14 protein-coding genes are annotated in these 16,043 nt (G+C 41.8%); 6 read left to right on the top strand and 8 right to left on the bottom strand.

Going from position 1 to position 16,043, the window contains the following annotated elements; translation table 11 throughout:
* Entirely contained in the window at window positions 1–2,046 is a 2,046-nt protein-coding gene (gene ligA / locus NXR94_RS12855; protein ID WP_258105057.1) for an NAD-dependent DNA ligase LigA, read from the bottom strand.
* A 142-nt stretch (window positions 2,047–2,188) separates the two neighbouring features.
* On the opposite strand from ligA, the gene NXR94_RS12850 reads away from it, so the two are divergent.
* Together NXR94_RS12850 and NXR94_RS12845 are read left to right on the top strand one after the other, a co-directional pair.
* Window positions 2,189–3,622, top strand: a complete 1,434-nt coding sequence (locus NXR94_RS12850; protein WP_258105056.1) for a CCA tRNA nucleotidyltransferase — start codon at window positions 2,189–2,191, stop codon at window positions 3,620–3,622.
* A gap of 40 nt (window positions 3,623–3,662) precedes the next feature.
* Window positions 3,663–4,361 carry a tetratricopeptide repeat protein gene (locus NXR94_RS12845; protein WP_258105055.1) on the top strand — a complete coding sequence of 233 codons (699 nt, stop codon included), beginning with the start codon at window positions 3,663–3,665 and terminating at the stop codon, window positions 4,359–4,361.
* Between the two features lie 2 nt (window positions 4,362–4,363).
* On the opposite strand, the gene NXR94_RS12840 is transcribed toward NXR94_RS12845, so the two are convergent.
* Window positions 4,364–4,819 carry an SRPBCC domain-containing protein gene (locus tag NXR94_RS12840; protein WP_258105054.1) on the bottom strand — a complete coding sequence of 152 codons (456 nt, stop codon included), beginning with the start codon at window positions 4,817–4,819 and terminating at the stop codon, window positions 4,364–4,366.
* A 193-nt stretch (window positions 4,820–5,012) separates the two neighbouring features.
* On the opposite strand from NXR94_RS12840, the gene NXR94_RS12835 reads away from it, so the two are divergent.
* Window positions 5,013–6,560 (top strand): hypothetical protein, encoded by a 1,548-nt coding sequence (locus NXR94_RS12835; RefSeq protein ID WP_258105053.1) that lies wholly within the window; start codon window positions 5,013–5,015, stop codon window positions 6,558–6,560.
* Here NXR94_RS12835 and NXR94_RS12830 read toward each other — a convergent pair.
* Window positions 6,555–7,829, bottom strand: a complete 1,275-nt coding sequence (locus NXR94_RS12830; protein ID WP_258105052.1) for a cation:proton antiporter — start codon at window positions 7,827–7,829, stop codon at window positions 6,555–6,557. The genes NXR94_RS12835 and NXR94_RS12830 overlap by 6 nt on opposite strands.
* A gap of 44 nt (window positions 7,830–7,873) precedes the next feature.
* On the opposite strand from NXR94_RS12830, the gene NXR94_RS12825 reads away from it, so the two are divergent.
* Together NXR94_RS12825 and msrA are read left to right on the top strand one after the other, a co-directional pair.
* Complete coding sequence (locus tag NXR94_RS12825) at window positions 7,874–9,427, top strand: PhoX family phosphatase (protein WP_258105051.1); 1,554 nt, start codon at window positions 7,874–7,876, stop codon at window positions 9,425–9,427.
* A 55-nt stretch (window positions 9,428–9,482) separates the two neighbouring features.
* Window positions 9,483–10,010: a peptide-methionine (S)-S-oxide reductase MsrA gene (gene msrA, locus NXR94_RS12820; protein WP_258105050.1), complete on the top strand. Its 528-nt coding sequence runs from the start codon at window positions 9,483–9,485 to the stop codon at window positions 10,008–10,010.
* A 49-nt stretch (window positions 10,011–10,059) separates the two neighbouring features.
* Here the strand turns inward: msrA and NXR94_RS12815 are convergent, their stop codons facing one another.
* Together NXR94_RS12815 and NXR94_RS12810 are read right to left on the bottom strand one after the other, a co-directional pair.
* Window positions 10,060–10,467 (bottom strand): hypothetical protein, encoded by a 408-nt coding sequence (locus tag NXR94_RS12815; protein ID WP_258105049.1) that lies wholly within the window; start codon window positions 10,465–10,467, stop codon window positions 10,060–10,062.
* A gap of 288 nt (window positions 10,468–10,755) precedes the next feature.
* Window positions 10,756–11,154 (bottom strand): hypothetical protein, encoded by a 399-nt coding sequence (locus NXR94_RS12810; protein WP_258105047.1) that lies wholly within the window; start codon window positions 11,152–11,154, stop codon window positions 10,756–10,758.
* Window positions 11,155–11,404: 250 nt separating this feature from the next.
* On the opposite strand from NXR94_RS12810, the gene NXR94_RS12805 reads away from it, so the two are divergent.
* Window positions 11,405–11,800, top strand: a complete 396-nt coding sequence (locus tag NXR94_RS12805; protein WP_258105046.1) for an SRPBCC domain-containing protein — start codon at window positions 11,405–11,407, stop codon at window positions 11,798–11,800.
* Between the two features lie 90 nt (window positions 11,801–11,890).
* Here the strand turns inward: NXR94_RS12805 and NXR94_RS12800 are convergent, their stop codons facing one another.
* From NXR94_RS12800 to NXR94_RS12790, 3 genes are read right to left on the bottom strand one after another with little or no spacing between them, the layout of a single operon-like run.
* Window positions 11,891–13,084: a Gfo/Idh/MocA family protein gene (locus NXR94_RS12800; RefSeq protein WP_258105044.1), complete on the bottom strand. Its 1,194-nt coding sequence runs from the start codon at window positions 13,082–13,084 to the stop codon at window positions 11,891–11,893.
* Window positions 13,085–13,088: 4 nt separating this feature from the next.
* Entirely contained in the window at window positions 13,089–14,411 is a 1,323-nt protein-coding gene (locus tag NXR94_RS12795; RefSeq protein ID WP_258105042.1) for a Gfo/Idh/MocA family protein, read from the bottom strand.
* On the bottom strand, window positions 14,411–15,760 hold the full coding sequence (locus NXR94_RS12790) for a DUF1080 domain-containing protein (protein WP_258105041.1): 1,350 nt from the start codon (window positions 15,758–15,760) through the stop codon (window positions 14,411–14,413). Before NXR94_RS12790 ends, NXR94_RS12795 begins: the two co-directional genes overlap by 1 nt.
* Window positions 15,761–16,043 lie beyond the last annotated feature (283 nt).

Below are 16,043 nucleotides of genomic sequence, written 5' to 3'. Positions count from 1 at the left end.
TTAGCTAATCATTGTTTTAAAATCTTGTTCAGTAATGATGTTGGTGCCCAGTTTTTGTGCTTTTTCCAGCTTGGAAGGCCCCATTTTGTCACCAGCCACCAAGTAATCAGTATTGCCTGAAATACTGCTGCCGACCTTGCCACCATTTTGCTTGATCAAATTCTTGAGTTCGTCACGATCAAACAGGGTGAATACACCAGAAACCACGAAGGTCTTTCCTTTGAGCTTGTCCGCAATTGGTGCCGCTGGCTGTTCCGCTTCCATCTGAAGACCGGCTTCTTTCAAACGATCAATAATCGATATGTTGGCATCCTTTCCGAAAAAATCTATCACACTACTTGCAATCCGTTCGCCTATCTCATGAACAGCCACAATATCTTCAAACGAAGCTGAGAGGATCGCATCAATGCTGCCAAAGTGCATGGCCAGTTTTTCTGCCACTGTTTTTCCTACATATCGAATACCTAATCCAAACAAAACATTCTGGAATGGCATCGATTTGGAAGCCTGAAGGGACTCTATGAGATTAGTAGCGCTTTTTTCTTTGAGCGAACGTGTTTTGGTTTCTCCGGTTGCCGGATCCATGATCTCAAATTTCAGATCACATACCTGCTCATAGGTCAGTGTGTACAGGTCCGCCAGGTCATTGATCAGTCCCTTATCGAATAACCCTTTAATCGTGTTTGGGCCCAGGTGATTAATGTCCATGGCATCTCTCGAAATGAAATGCTCTACGCGACCTCTGACCTGGGGAGGGCAGGAGGTTTCATTTGGACAGTAATGATTGGCTTCACCCTCTTTACGGATGAGTTCCGTTCCACACTCGGGACATTCACTGATGTATTCGGTTTGGGGAGCCTCATCCTTACGTAACTCTTTTACTACTGCGGTAATTTTAGGAATGATCTCACCGCCTTTCTCCACAGCTACATAATCGCCAATTCGGATATCCAATCTTTCAATTTCATTGGCATTGTGAAGAGAAGCTCTTTTAACAGTGGTTCCTGCTAGTAGTACTGGTTCAAGCTCAGCCACCGGTGTAATAGCGCCTGTTCGACCTACCTGGTAGGTAATGTCTTTGAGTACCGTTTGTGCACCTTCGGCCTTGTATTTATAGGCTATTGCCCAACGAGGGATTTTGGCGGTGAAACCTAATTCCTGTTGCTGTGCTGTGTTATTTACCTTTATCACGATACCATCTGTTTCCAATGGTAAGGTCTTTCTTTTCTGTTCCCACTCATCGATGTAGTCAAATACATCTTCAATGGTGCTACATTTTTTGTAGGTGGGGGAGACATTGAAACGAAGCGTCTCAAGTTTTGAAATGGCTTCAGAGTGGTTTTCAATATCAAGATTTTCTCCCATCAGGGAGTAGAGATAGCAATCAAGTTTTCTTTTGGCTACCACCGATGAATCCTGCATTTTAAGGGTTCCTGATGCGGTATTTCTTGGGTTAGCCAGTAGCGTTTCGCCAGCTTCTTGTCTTTCCTGGTTTAATTGATGAAAGACATCATTGGGCATAAAGACTTCACCCCGGACTTCAAAAACATCGGGAAAATCACCACTTACCTTAAGAGGGATACTTCTGATCGTCTTTACGTTTTGAGTGACATCGTCTCCTTTTTGTCCATCCCCACGTGTGACCGCTCGCTTCAAAATCCCGTTTTCATAGGTCAGGCTGATGGCAACCCCGTCGAATTTGAGTTCACAGAAATATTCATATGAATCGTCGTTAAGCCCCTTGGCCACTCGTTTATCAAAATCTATCAGCTCCTCTCGTGAGTAAGTGTTGCCTAAAGACAACATCGGATACTTGTGCCGTACCGTATTAAAACTTTTGGTGATATAACCGCCAACTCGTTGAGTAGGAGAGTCTTCTCTTTTCAAGTCGGGGTGTTGAGTTTCCAGTTCCTCTAGTTCCTTGAGAAGGTAATCAAATTCCTGATCCGAAACTTCAGACTTGCTCTCCTGATAATAGAGGTAGTTGTAGTGATTCAGTTGATCAGTGAGCTGATCGATACGTTCTTTTGATTCGGTCTGATTCATTTCGGGATTAAGTTCAGCAAATCTAATATGATCTGGTTTTTAAAGGTGACTAAGGAAATGAAAAGTGAGCGGGTAAATAGTCGTTTAGTGATAGGTGTGATTAAAGGGGCAATATTGCCCTGTACTTTTTAATTTTGCCTTAATGATTACAGATATCGAATTTGGTGAAAGGGTACGAAGCATTCCTTCTTTAGTGTTGGTCTCGGAGGTAGCAAAAGAAATAGGGGTGGATACCTACGTAGTTGGCGGGTTTGTGAGAGACCTTTTGCTGGAGCGAGAAAGTAAGGATATTGATGTAGTCTGCGTTGGAAGTGGGATTGGTCTGGCGAAAGCAGTGAGTGATAAGATTGGAAAAGGAGCCAGCCTGGCAGTTTATAAGCGTTTTGGAACGGCCGCGATCAAATATGGGGATTGGGAACTGGAGTTTGTGGGGGCACGCAAGGAATCTTATCGTGCTGACAGCAGGAAGCCGATAGTAGAGGATGGGACACTTGAAGATGACCAGAATCGTCGGGATTTTACGATCAATGCGCTGGCTATTAGTTTGAATGCAGAGAATTTTGGAGAGTTGATCGATCCGTTTGGTGGAATTGAGCATCTGGAGGAAAAACTTATCAAGACCCCCCTGGAGCCTGGAATTACCTTTTCAGACGATCCATTAAGGATCATGAGAGCGATACGCTTTGCATCGCAACTGGGGTTCGATATTGAGCCTGAGACCTGGCAGGCTATTGAGGATAATAAGGAACGACTGGAGATTATCTCACAGGAACGTATCTCTGATGAGTTAAACAAAATCATCTTGTCCAAAAAACCTTCCTATGGGTTCAAATTGCTTTTTACTTCCGGGATATTGAAAATGATTTTCCCTGAGATGCAAAAACTGCATGGGGTAAAAGTGATCAAGGGGATGTCCCACAAAGACAATTTTTATCATACGCTCGAGGTACTGGATAACATCAGTGAGGTAACTGATGATCTATGGTTAAGGTGGTCAGCCATTTTGCATGATATCGCAAAGCCGGCAACCCAAAGGTTTTCTGAAGGAACTGGCTGGACCTTTCATGGTCATGAAGACCTTGGGGCCCGGTGGGTTCCTAAGATATTTGGCAAGCTCAAGCTTCCTCTGAACGAGAAGATGAAATATGTTCAAAAACTCGTAAGACTTCACTTAAGACCAATTGCTTTGGTCAATGAAGAAGTGACTGATTCGGCGATAAGGAGGTTGCTTTATGAGGCAGGTGATGATATCAATGATTTAATGAAGCTTTGCAAGGCTGACATCACATCCAAGAACCCTAACAAAGTGAGAAGGTACCTGGCTAACTTCATTAAGGTGGAAGCGAAGATCAAAGAAGTGGAGGAGCGCGACCATGTTCGAAATTTCCAGCCACCAATCAGCGGGGAGGAGATTATCGAGACATTTGGGATCTCTCCATCACCTGTAGTAGGTGAGATTAAGAATGCCATTAAGGAGGCCGTACTAGAAGGCACAATTCACAACAACTATGAAGAGGCCCGTTCATTGATGCTTTCGTTGGGTCTATCCAAAGGTTTGACCGCGATATCAAAGTAATTTCTATTTTTGCAGCCTTAGATTTGAATAATAAACAAGTATGAAAAAATATTATGCATTTATTGTGGTTGTACTGCTGGCTTTCGGTCTGAGAGCACAGGAGGCCATGCAAGAACAGGATTCGGTTCCGTTTGAATTTAGTAGACTGGCTTACATGTATCAAATGGCCAAGGATTATAATGATCCGGCCATGGCGCGAATGGCGCTTTATAATTTGATCTCGTATAGCCCCGGAAATACCAGTTTACTGGATTCATTAGCATTATGGTATTATGATTACAATCAAATGGCTTCTGCGGCTTTGATTGCTCAGGATGTGGTGGAGATTGATCCTAAGGACAAATTTGCGGTGGAAATCGCTGCATTAAGTTTTGAGCGATTAAGTGTATTGCCTAAGGCCATTTACTACTATGAGAAATTGTACCTGCACAACAACGATTTAGGGACGCTTTACAAATTGGCCTTTTTGCAAAAGAACGCTAAGCGATATGACGAGAGTAATGTTAATGTGGACGTAATCATCGAAAACCCTAAAGCTGCTGAGGTAATGTTGATATTTCCAAAGACCCAAAAAGAGCAACAGGAAGTTCCTTTAACTACATGTGCTTATCGTTTGAAAGGTATGATCCAGCAGGATCAGGGCAATGTCGATAAAGCGAAAGAATACTATAAAAAAGCACTTGAGCTAACTCCTGATTTCCAGGTGTTAAAAGATGAATTGGCAGAGCTAGATAAATAAGTCTAGCTTTTTTCTGCTTCTTTCTTAAGCGCCTCCAGCCAGTGGAGCATGCTTTCGTGAAGGTTCTGATGACCAAAAATGATGGTTAAGAGACCTTGCATTGATTCTTCGCAGGTGACAATGGTTTGATTGCCATCGGTTTCATCCAGCTTCCATACCCTGGCTACTTTGATCCCCCGAAATGTTGAGACCCACGCGATCAATTCGTGCTTTATCACCCTGGCGATTTTGGTCTTTTTCTTTGATCCTTTCAGGCTCCAGGTAAAAGTTTCACCTTCCTTAACCTCGTCAATCTTTACATCATGGATCTCATTGTTCCATTTGCTCCAGTTTTTAGCGTCTACCATTAAGGACCATACTTTTTCAACCGGTGCATTAATGATAACGGCTTGCTTATCCCGAATACTTGCGTTCTGATTGATTTTTCCCTCTGCAGCGAGTGTCTCTAACTTTTGCATACAATGACTAAAGGCGGTCTTTACAGAATAATAATTGAAATGGAATAGTTGGTGTAGGGAAGGTAGGTAATTGTTGAAAAACCTCAAAGTTCAAGATTGATAATATTATATTTTTGGTTAGCTTAATAATGTGATTATCCGTAAGAACTAAGACCTAATGGGCCGTTGTTCCAGGTAAAGTAGATAATTGTTAATGTTCTTAATTAAACACATAAGGTCCTCTCTCGTCGCTTTTTCTTTTGTCCTTGTTCTATACAGTTGTAGCGATGATTTTGAAATTGAACCGATTCCCGGTTCAATAGATCTGACGAGTTCAATCTACTATCAGGTTTCGATTGAAGATAGTCGTGATGCCATAGATCAGTTCGAAGTCAAGGTCTATTTCGAGGGGTCTGAACTGTCCTCCGACATTTTTCAATTTCCCGCAGCCGTACCAGGCACGTATCGTATGGCTAATTATGGAAGGTATGTGACCAGTATTGAGGTTTTTGATAAAAAGTCGAAGAAGATTGGAGTCGAACAGATTTCTGCGAACCAGTGGAGGATTGCTGACAAAGAACGAGCTTATTACATTCAGTACCGGATAGCAGAAACATGGGAAAATGACCTGGAAGGAGGAAGAATCTATCCCATGGGAGGAACCTCGATAAATTCGGAATATGCTCTTTTAAATTTGTTCGGAGTTCTTGGTTATCCTCTAGGTATGGAGGACTGGAATTACAGTGTGAAGCTGGATTACCCATCTGGTTGGAAAGTGGCAAGTGATCTCGCACCGAATGATAGTGGATTGTATATGGCACCAAACTATCACGAGATGGTTGATTCTCCAATGCTATTAGGGAATTTGAGCTCAGTTAGCATGACGGTAGATAACCTGAAGGTGGGTTTGTACTGCTATTCTAATTCTGGTTTGAATGAAGCGAGCAAAATCCAATCTGATATTTTGGCCGTGGTGGAGGACGCTCTTGAGTTTCTGGAAGAATCCCCGGTTTTAAGTTACGACTTCCTGTTTGTATTCGATTTTTTACATGCCGGTGCGCTTGAGCATAGTAATAGTTCGGTCTACGTAATGATGGACAATGAACTAACCGACGGTTACAGAAAATCAATTCGGGGAATCGCGGCTCATGAGTTTTTCCACACAGTTACGCCTTTGCGTGTTCGGAGTGAGATGATTGATGAGTTTGACTATAGTGGTCCAACAGCATCCAAACACCTTTGGCTTTATGAGGGTGTAACGGAATGGGCTTCCGACATGCTATTATATCGTGGTGGTACACTCACGATTGATGAATTGCTTGATGAGATCAGGTTAAAGTATACCAACTATAAATACGGTAATCCGGATGTAAGCCTGACGGAGGCCAGTGCGGTCTCTTTTACCAAGGAAGGCTTATCCTACTTTGCGAGTGTTTATTATAAAGGAAGTTTGGCGGCGTTGTTAATGGATATTCAGTTGTTGGAATGGTCTGATGGTACTTTTGGTTTGAGAGAGCTGATTCAGGAATTGAATGCGAGATACGCACCAGGAACTCCATTTTCCGATGATGGTCTCATCGAGGTATTGGTAGACCTTTCCTATCCGGAATTGCAGGGTTTTATGGATTCATATATCACAGGAAACCAGGACCTACCAGTCTTTGAGGTGCTACAAAAAGTAGGGATTGAATCATTAAATGTTGTCTCCAATCCGGATTCAGCCCAGACGGCAATGTTCAACGCCTGGAGTCAAAATCTATAACAAGGGATCATCCGATGATTGCTCAGATTCCGTTTGATCATTTTCAATCGCCGATTCTTCAATCATGTCAGCTTCATCAGTGTGCTTCATTTTGATCAGTCCATAGGTCATTACCAGACTTGATATGATGATGATAAAAAGCAAGACCCCCTCATTGAAATGTATAGATTTAAATTCAAGGGGTATGCTGTAATAAAGCAGCAATGTTATCAGTCCTCGAGGTGCAATGAATGTCGCTAGCTTGATATCCCGATGCATCACAATTTTCAGGATAAGCAACCTGATGAGGTAGATTGAGATCAAAATAGCAGCACTAATCACAGCCACTTTAAAATTGATGATCGATGCCAGTGCGACGGTAAAACCGAATATTACAAAGAAGAAGGTCCTTATCACAAAAGCCGACTCCATAGTGATCATGTGAAACGAATCATAAATTTTATCGGTGGTTTCACGGTCAATGAGGTTGTGCAACTTTCCTACAAAGAAGACTCGATGATTGCTGAGGATAATGCCGAATATCAAAATAATGATCAGGGATGAGAGATGAAGCAACTTTCCTAAACCGAAAAGCAAAATAAGGACAGAGATCATCAGGAAGATTTTAACCTTCGCCTCTAGCTTTTGAAATACGTACAGCAACAAGAATGAAAGGGAGCCCGAAACGAATATGGTGATGATTAGTCCCACAGTGAAATCACCCACGGCGAGCGCATGGTTTGTGCTACTTGCCAGATTGATCAAAAAATAGAATAGCATGATTCCCAGGATATCTGAGAAGGTACTTTCATACACGTGAAATTCCTTTTGAGACTCAGGCAGGTTTGCAACACTTGGGATAACTATCGCACTACTGAGTATAGAGAGCGGTGTGGCATAGATCAGGGCTTCAGTGTAGCTCATTTTATCGGTAGCGACCATGATCAGGTAACCGGTGATAAATGTGCAGGAAATCAAACCCAGAAAGGCAATAAGTAGGGATTTTAAGATTAAAGGTAGTTTTTTGCGCTCGATTTTAAGATCCAGAGCGGCTTCAAGCACGATCATGATCAGTCCCAAAGTTCCGAGCAACTCCAGCACTCGTATTTCAGAAAAAGTTTTCATAATTCGATCATAACTGATCGATGTCATTGAGATCAATTGTTGCATCCCGATGCCCAAAGCGATCAATAGTAGCACCGATGGGAAATTGGTTTCCTTAGATATCCAATTGAATAAATAGGATAAGATGATAATAATAGAGGCAGCAATTATTATATAATATTCCATAACGTTAGCTTAGCGTCCTTATCTGTTAAATTATTTCATTAAGAATGAAACGAAGAAACTTTGTAGAATTTTTAGGAAAGGGTGCAATTATTTTTCCAATGCTTCAGGTGGGCTTGCAGGGATGTCGCTCAAAAGTGGGAGATGGAATGAATGCAAGTCTGAAGGATGAGCTACTGCTCACTGATGGTTTGGAATATGAGGTCTTGCTTAGTTGGGGTGATCCTATTTCTTCTGAGGATACTTTTGGTTATGATAATGATTACATCGCGTTTTTGCCCCAGTCAGGCCGGGAGGCGATACTTTGGGTCAATCATGAGCAGATCAATCCACGCTTGATCAGTGGTTTTAACCCGGAGGACAAGGTTAACGTGCGCAATAGTAATCAGATTGATAAGGAGATGTATGAGGTTGGGGGGTCCATTATTAAACTAAAGAAATCCCTTTTTGGAGGATGGAAGCCTGTTATCGGAGATGAGTTAAATAAGCGAATCACCGCTCATACCCCTATTCCATTTAAGTGGCATGAAAAAGTAGCGAGGAAGGACCAGGCTATAGGCACACTTGCTAATTGCTCGGGTGGTGTGACTCCCTGGGGAACGATTCTAACCTGCGAAGAAAATTATAATAATTTCTACGGGGAAAGGGATTATGCCAATGCCAAGTTCCGCAAGAGCTATCTGGGATGGGAAAGCTTTAAAGGAAACCCAACAGAACATTATGGATGGGTAGTAGAGGTGAATCCGATTACCGGTGAGGCTCAAAAGCATGTGGGACTAGGTCGGTTTGCGCATGAATGCGCCACTGTTCAGGCCCTGGAAGATGGTAGAGTGGTTATATACACAGGAGATGACATTGAAGGAGGTTGTCTGTATAAGTATATCTCGGAGGAGCCAGGGCAGATCTACCCGGGAAAGCTATACGTAGCGAATACAGAAAAAGGAGAATGGATACATCTGGATTATGGTTCGCTATCGCATTTGTTTAAGTCGGAGACAGAAATGTTAATTCGGTGTAGAGATGCAGCTATTGCGATTGGAGGCAGTCAGCTGGATCGCCCGGAAGACATTGAAATTGACCCGTTGACAGGAGATGTGATTATTTCTCTCACGGACAATGTTAAAAAGGATAATCATTTTGGCTCCATCGTGAAACTGAGCGAGACTGACACTAATTACGAGTCACTTACTTTCAGCTATGACACTTTATTGACAGGTGGCGAAGAAACGGGGTTTGCCTGTCCTGACAACCTTATTTTTGATAAAGTGGGTAATCTGTGGTTTACTTCTGATATCAAGGGAGCCAATTTAGGAAAGGGAATGTTTGAGTCCTTTGGAAATAATGGCTTGTATGTATTGATCAGGAATGGTGAGCAGGCAGGTAAGATCATTCAGGTTGCCAGTGCTCCTAAGGAAGCAGAGCTTACCGGTCCATGTTTTTCAGATGACTGGGAAACTTTGTTCCTGAGCGTACAGCATCCCGGGGAGCGATCTTCTCAGGATAACTACACGAGTAATTGGCCAAAGGGTGGAGCAGAAATGCCAAGGCCATCAGTTGTGGCCATCACCGGTGGCTTTCTGGAAGCTATTCAGGATCTTTAAGGGAATAAACTATTCACGTGGTTATAGTGTTACACCACGAAATGAATGATTGATTATGGAGAAAATCACCTTAGGTTCCGGTTGTTTTTGGTGTACACAGGCAGTTTTCCAAAGATTGCGCGGTGTAGAATCTGCAGTTTCAGGATATTCAGGAGGTAAAACCAAGGAGCCTTTTTATCGGGAAGTTTGTAGCGGAACTACCGGACATGCAGAGGTGGTGCAGGTAACATTCAATCCAGAGGTTATTAGTTTGACTGAAGTATTACAGGTTTTCTGGAAAACGCATGATCCTACTACATTAAACAGACAGGGAAATGATGTGGGAACGCAATACCGATCAGTGGTTTTCTATCATAATGAAGACCAGAAGGCTATCGCCGAAGATATAAAAAATGAGCTTGATGCTGCCGGAATCTGGCCGGACTCCATTGTCACTGAGATCACAGCCTTTGAAAAGTTCTGGCCGGCTGAGGACTATCATCAGGAATACTTTGAGTCAAATGGTTCACAGCCCTATTGTCAGTTTGTAGTGGCACCGAAGGTGGAGAAATTCAAAAAAATATTTGCAGATAGGCTGAAATAAAAAGGCGACCCAATAGGTCGCCTTTTTAGGATCTGACTTAGAACAATGCTTACCGAAGGTCCCAGATTTTTTGTTGTAGTCTGGTGTTTTCCGAAGTTGGTTCCTTTTGTTTGATTAAAACAATGGCATTGTAATAGTGACGTCTGGCTTCTTTGTTTTTGCCTACAGATGCGAGGTAGTCTCCATAAACCTCCATATTGTAAGGGGTTTCCTTGATTTTGATAGAATGCTCTATCCATGTTACAGCCTCTTCCATGTTTTCCTTTTTCATAAAACAGATTTCAGCGCTTTGGGCCAGGGTTTCCCAGTCGTTATCCTCAGCATTGGCTACAGCATCAATTGCTTTTTGAACGATTTTGCTATTCGGGTCATCGAAGTCATACCCATTAGCCAGAGAGGCAAACGAGAACAGGGTCAGCCCTAAGGCTAGCATTGAGAGTTTTTTCAGCGTGTTCATGATTTATAGTTTATGAGTTTAGTGTGAAAATTTGTCTTTTCATTATGAAAGACTGTGCCATAAACCATAAGTTGCATGAAATCAGGTGTTTATGTTGATGCTTTTGGCAGCCAACTTGCGTGAGTGTACGACACCGTGCGTTAAATCGTACACTTTTTAGGATTTGGAAAGATCTGAAAGGTTACAAAATCTGGGGGTTTTTAGGATAATTTAATTCAGAGCTTCAAAAGCAATAAAAAAGGTGACCCGGAAGGGTCACCTCATGATAGACGAAATTAAAAGAAGAGATCATCTTAAGCTCAATAGCTTGTCCTGTATTCGGGAGTTATGGGTATCCAAAGACGATTCGTCAGCAGCCAGCACCGCTTTCAGGTAATAATTTGTAGCGAGGCTTTTATCACCAATGGAAGCAAGAAAGTCTGCCTTAATCTCAAGGTTGTAAGGGGTCTCTTTTATATTCAATGATTGATCAATCCAGGATAATGCCTGTTCGGTATTCTCTTTGAGTAAAAAACATATCTCGGCACTTTGAGCTAAAGTGATATAATCATCCGGTTCCGCAAGCTTAACGGCTTCTTTAGCTTGTTTTACAGATTGACTATTTGGATCATCCAAATCAGAAGAGAAGGATGCGAAGGAGAGCGTCAGGGCTAAGGCCAGAATGAAAAATTTATTCAGCGATTTCATGACTTGTGCATTTAGAGTTTGTGTGAATTTGAATAGTAGTCTTGAAAGATTGTGCCAAAAGATTTAATGTATTGATAATCAACTAGTTGAGTTTATTTTGAAGGAAAAATGTGTTCGTTTATGTACACTTCCGAACACTTTTATGTGCGTTTTTTTGGAAGCACAGTTCTCAAAAAGGTTGCATCGATTTGAAAGTATTTTACTCAAATAGTTGTTGTCGACAATTATTAATAATTACTAAATAGGGGTGATGGAATATTTTTGCGATATGCCAGATTTTAAAAAGTACTTTACCATACCCGCAGCGCCTGAAGAGGTTTTCGCCGCTTTGACTTTCAAGCCGACTATTGAGCTGTGGACCGGATCCCCTGCAGTGTTTGAATTAAAAAAGGGAGCTGAATTTTCGATGTGGGATGAAAGCATTGTGGGTGAGCTGGTTGATTTCGATCCAGGTAAAAAATTGGTTGAACAATGGTATTTTGGAGCGCATGATGAATCCATTGTGACCCTGAAATTTCATCCACATAAAAAAGGAACCTCATTAGAGGTTAATCATACTAATATTCCGGAAAATGATTTTGAAGATATTGTAGGAGGCTGGCACGAAATGTTCATTCAGGGACTTCTGGATTTTTATGAGGAGTAAATAGGGGTTTACCACAATGAAAAAGGCCATGTCATGTCAACATGGCCTTGTTTATCTGATAAGTTCTCGCTATGCTCTTTTCGAATAGCCTCAACAAGTCAATTTTGGATAATCACTCCATAATTTAACCTGACTGTTTCTAACTGCATCCAAAGCAATATGTACGCATTTCGCTACCATTCCTCCGGTTTCAACCCCTGATTCTGGTTGTCTACCCTCAAAAACACAATTTCGGAATTCAATTAATGACTGCTTGGTAGGGTCCATTCCTTTGGCTGGAATGGGTACACCTTGGCCTTTTTGCCATGACTGTAGGGTGGCTCCTGAGACCCCGTCTACCATTCCAAGTTCAGAAGGACTGGTTCGTTCAGGATAAATCATGGCATCATTGTAATCAATAACAATGGTCGCTTGGCTACCCAGAACCTTTATTTGATAATCCTCAAACCCATTGGTAGTGGTGCATGAAAATGTCGCATCTAACCCATTTTCATAGGCTATTTGAAGATGGACGTTATCAAAGGTTTCACGTCCGTCTTTCCAATGGTCAACACCACCAAATCCTGCAAACTTGGCCGGAGTAGATTCGGAGGTCCAGTTTATGAAATCTATTTGATGCGACATTAATTCTGCGATCAAACCACCGGAATACTCCTTGTACATTCTCCAGTTGATAATGCGTTCCCATTTTGGGTCAGGCACTTCACGACGCCAATTTCCATTTCTATTCCACTGACAGTGGTAGGCAGTAACATCGCCAATGTATCCTGATTGAATGATTTCCCTAACCTTTCGATAAAGTTCAGAGGTATGGTATTGATGACCGGTTTGAAAAATCAATCCAGGGTTTTCCTGAGCAACTGCAATCGTCTTTTGGATACTATCAATACCCATGGCCATCGTCTTCTCACAATAGACATGCTTACCTGCATTAAGAGCATCTATGGCCATTTGTCCATGCAAAGAGAACGGAGTGCAAATAATGACGCAATCAATGGATTTGTCTTCTAAAAGTTTCCGGTAGTCTTTATAGCCTTTGGCTTTGGGTGATGCCAGACTTAACCCCTTTTCTAATCTGAATGGTATCACATCGCAGCACCCGATGGCTTCCATTTGATCTATTTGAGAAATCAAACCCAGGAGGCCTTGTCCTCTATCACCGGTTCCAATAACTCCAACACATAATTTGCGTTTGCTGATGGAGTTGGCACTAAGAAATGTAGATCCAAGTGCCAATCCCCCTGAAGCTAAGCCGCTTTTAATTAAGAAGGAACGTCTATCCATAATATCACACTTTCAATTCCCAACCGGGCTCATATTCCCGCTTCCAAAATTTCATTGCTTCCTCATCTTTGAGAATACGACCATTTGTCGGATCAATGTTTAGAGATCTTTGAACATCCTGTGAGATGTTTCCCAAATGGCATAGCATGGTGCTTATGCTCGCATCATCGATAGGAGCATTTAAGGTTTCTACAGATTGTATGCCTTTGATGAAATTAGTCATGTGTTTCAAGTCAAGTGCACCAATTCCTACCGTGTTAAGCGTTGCGCTTTGTTCATCTTCTTTGAGCTCTTTGATTAGTTCTCCGGACTTATTGTAGGTTCTGGTACCATTCCTGGTTAATATGGCATAGCCTTCAGTACCATAAATTGCAGCTCCACGGCCCTCTCCGAAAAAGGTAGAAGGGTTACAGCTTTTCCCTTCCCAGGAGATCATCTTGTTGCCATCAAATTCAAAATTGGCTAATTGCGTATCATAGAATTGCCAATCATCCTCAAAGTGAAAACGTCCTCCAGAAGAAGTGACGCGGTTTGGGTAGTCAACGCCAAGAGCCCATCTACAGATATCTAATTCGTGGGTACCATTGTTATGTATTTCTCCTGTTCCCCAGTTTCGGTTCCAATGCCAGTTATAATGAACCCAAATGTTTTCAAAGTCTTTTCTTGGGGCTGGTCCTTGCCACAATTCCCAGTTTAGCCAATCCGGCACTGCGGTTTTTTGGGCTCTTCCGATTGAGCCTCTGGAATTGCTATACCAGGCTTTACCATAATATGGGTTGCCTATAATTCCGTTATTGATGTCTTTTATAGTTTGAATGGAGCTAGGAGCACTTCGCTGTTGATTTCCCATTTGCACCGTTTTACCATAGGTCTTTTGAGCTTCAACCAAAAGTTCGCATTCGAAAGGGTTGTGAGCACAAGGTTTTTCAACATAAACATGTTTTCCTGCTTGCATTGCCATTATGGCCATTGGAGCATGCCAGTGTTCCGGAGTGGCTATGGCCACTGCATCAAGGTCCTTTTTCTCGACGAGCTTTCTGTAATCCTCTACCTCCTTGAGCTTATCATCGTGACCAGCTTTTACCAACATATCCTTAAAAGTAGAAAACTGTCGGTTGTCTACATCGCAAAGGTAGCGGACTGAGGCACCCGGTGTTTTTAAGGCTGAAAGACCAAGGGCCTTTCCTCTTCCGTTTAGTCCGGCTACGGCAATGTGAACGCGGTCGTTAGCGCCTATGATTCTCGCATAACTTGAGGCCGAAAATGCCATGGAGGCACCCGCAGCGCCGAGTACTGATTTTTTGATGAATGATCTTCTATTTTCCATTAGAGTTCTCTGATTTTGATACTACGATAACTAACTTCATTGCCATGGTCCTGCAAAAGGATGCATCCTTCTGGCCATCTTCCAAAATTTTCCCAACCAGCATATTTGCTATAGTTTACAAGGGCTTCGAACATCTGTGAGAATCGCTCATATTCAACAACTTTCTCATTGTTAAGCCAATGTTCAACATGACCATCTTTTGCAATGATGTATGCTTTATTCCATTTGTCAATTCCTTTGAATTGTTTGGATCTTCCTTCAACGCTAAGGTTTTTCGCAGTAATCAAATCATATAGGGATCCTACCGTTCTATTACCCTCAACTCCTTTTTTTGCATCTGGGTGATTTACATCATCCAGAACCTGAAATTCACAACCAATGGCAGACCCTGATCCCTTATTCAGTGATGGATCTACAAAATACTTGATGCCACTGTTGGCACCTTCGGTTATTTTGAACTCCAGTTCTAATTCAAAGTTGCTGTAGTTTCTGGTGGTAACGATATCGCCACCTCCTGTTGATTCACCACCATCAGAGGCCAGGACAGTTAGTTCACCATTTTCCATTTTCCAGCCTTTATTTGGAAATTCATCTAGCTTGGCACCGCGCCAACCATCAGTTGATTGTCCATCCCAGAGTAATCTCCATCCATGATTTGTTTCCCAATCGGTAAGTTGATTTTTTAAGTAGGACAATTCTGATACAGTCGGATCCGGAGTTGACAGATATTCCGCTACATCTTCAGTAAGAATTTTGATATCTCTCCATCTGACCTGAAGGCCATTATCTTTTTCGGGAATGGAATGAACTTGAAGGGCAATAATACCATCAGAAGCCATGTCATCAATCAGCCGGCTACACATCATTCCATTCACATAAGTTTGAATGCTATTGCCATAACATTCTATACGTATGCTATTCCATTCACCTTTTCTGAAAGCTGATTGTGCTTTCGGGTTTCGACTTAACGGATAAAGCCAACCTCTATTTTGTTCATCAAAGATTCCGCCCGTGAACTTTCTATCGGATGGATCAATGTCACATTGGTAACCTACTAACGTACCTGCGCCATTAATTTGACTTCTGAATTGAATACCCGAATTCAAGCGGTTGTCCACCATAACTTCGAGTTCCAGAATAAAATCACCGTAAGAGCTTTTAGTATAAAGAAAGGAGTTGGGAGAGTTTGGAATAGCGGTGCTTACAATAGTTTCATCTTCAACTTTGTAAGTAGCTTTTCCCCCATGTTGTTTCCAGTTACTAAGGCTTTTACCATTGAACAGGGGTTGCCAGCTTTGGGCATAAATTTGCGTTGATGTTAGAAGACATAACGCGAAGATTATTCTCATAGTTTGGTTATATTTAGTTTGCTTCAAAAGCCAATTTATAAAATATGATTTTTGTTAATAAAATGAGAATTAAAATTTTTAAAACATATTAATTATCGGCAGGTCTAATTATTAAAAACACAAAAAAAACCATTTAAAATATAAATAATGTAACCTGCAAACGTTCTTAATTGGTAAAATTTGCATTGAACGCCTGGTGTGAGAAACGCTTATGACCATGTATTAATTTGCTATTTACACAGCTTGATTCTTGGATAATAACCCATTTATAACAAGTAATGGT

It is taken from the genome of Marinoscillum sp. MHG1-6 (genome assembly GCF_024714475.1).
Taxonomy (GTDB): domain Bacteria; phylum Bacteroidota; class Bacteroidia; order Cytophagales; family Cyclobacteriaceae; genus JAMZMI01.
Note: the sequence above shows the minus strand (reverse complement) of the source record. Positions and strands in the feature narration are given on the sequence as shown.

Coding starts and splice junctions, on each gene's coding strand:
- NXR94_RS12845 (WP_258105055.1), top strand. CDS start 3,663: ATGAAAAAATATTATGCATTTATTGTGGTTGTACTGCTGGCTTTCGGT.
- NXR94_RS12840 (WP_258105054.1), bottom strand. CDS start 4,819: ATGCAAAAGTTAGAGACACTCGCTGCAGAGGGAAAAATCAATCAGAAC.
- NXR94_RS12835 (WP_258105053.1), top strand. CDS start 5,013: ATGTTCTTAATTAAACACATAAGGTCCTCTCTCGTCGCTTTTTCTTTT.
- NXR94_RS12815 (WP_258105049.1), bottom strand. CDS start 10,467: ATGAACACGCTGAAAAAACTCTCAATGCTAGCCTTAGGGCTGACCCTG.
- NXR94_RS12795 (WP_258105042.1), bottom strand. CDS start 14,411: ATGGAAAATAGAAGATCATTCATCAAAAAATCAGTACTCGGCGCTGCG.
- NXR94_RS12825 (WP_258105051.1), top strand. CDS start 7,874: ATGAAACGAAGAAACTTTGTAGAATTTTTAGGAAAGGGTGCAATTATT.
- NXR94_RS12790 (WP_258105041.1), bottom strand. CDS start 15,760: ATGAGAATAATCTTCGCGTTATGTCTTCTAACATCAACGCAAATTTAT.
- NXR94_RS12850 (WP_258105056.1), top strand. CDS start 2,189: ATGATTACAGATATCGAATTTGGTGAAAGGGTACGAAGCATTCCTTCT.
- NXR94_RS12805 (WP_258105046.1), top strand. CDS start 11,405: ATGGAATATTTTTGCGATATGCCAGATTTTAAAAAGTACTTTACCATA.
- msrA (WP_258105050.1), top strand. CDS start 9,483: ATGGAGAAAATCACCTTAGGTTCCGGTTGTTTTTGGTGTACACAGGCA.
- NXR94_RS12800 (WP_258105044.1), bottom strand. CDS start 13,084: ATGGATAGACGTTCCTTCTTAATTAAAAGCGGCTTAGCTTCAGGGGGA.
- NXR94_RS12810 (WP_258105047.1), bottom strand. CDS start 11,154: ATGAAATCGCTGAATAAATTTTTCATTCTGGCCTTAGCCCTGACGCTC.
- NXR94_RS12830 (WP_258105052.1), bottom strand. CDS start 7,829: ATGGAATATTATATAATAATTGCTGCCTCTATTATTATCATCTTATCC.
- ligA (WP_258105057.1), bottom strand. CDS start 2,046: ATGAATCAGACCGAATCAAAAGAACGTATCGATCAGCTCACTGATCAA.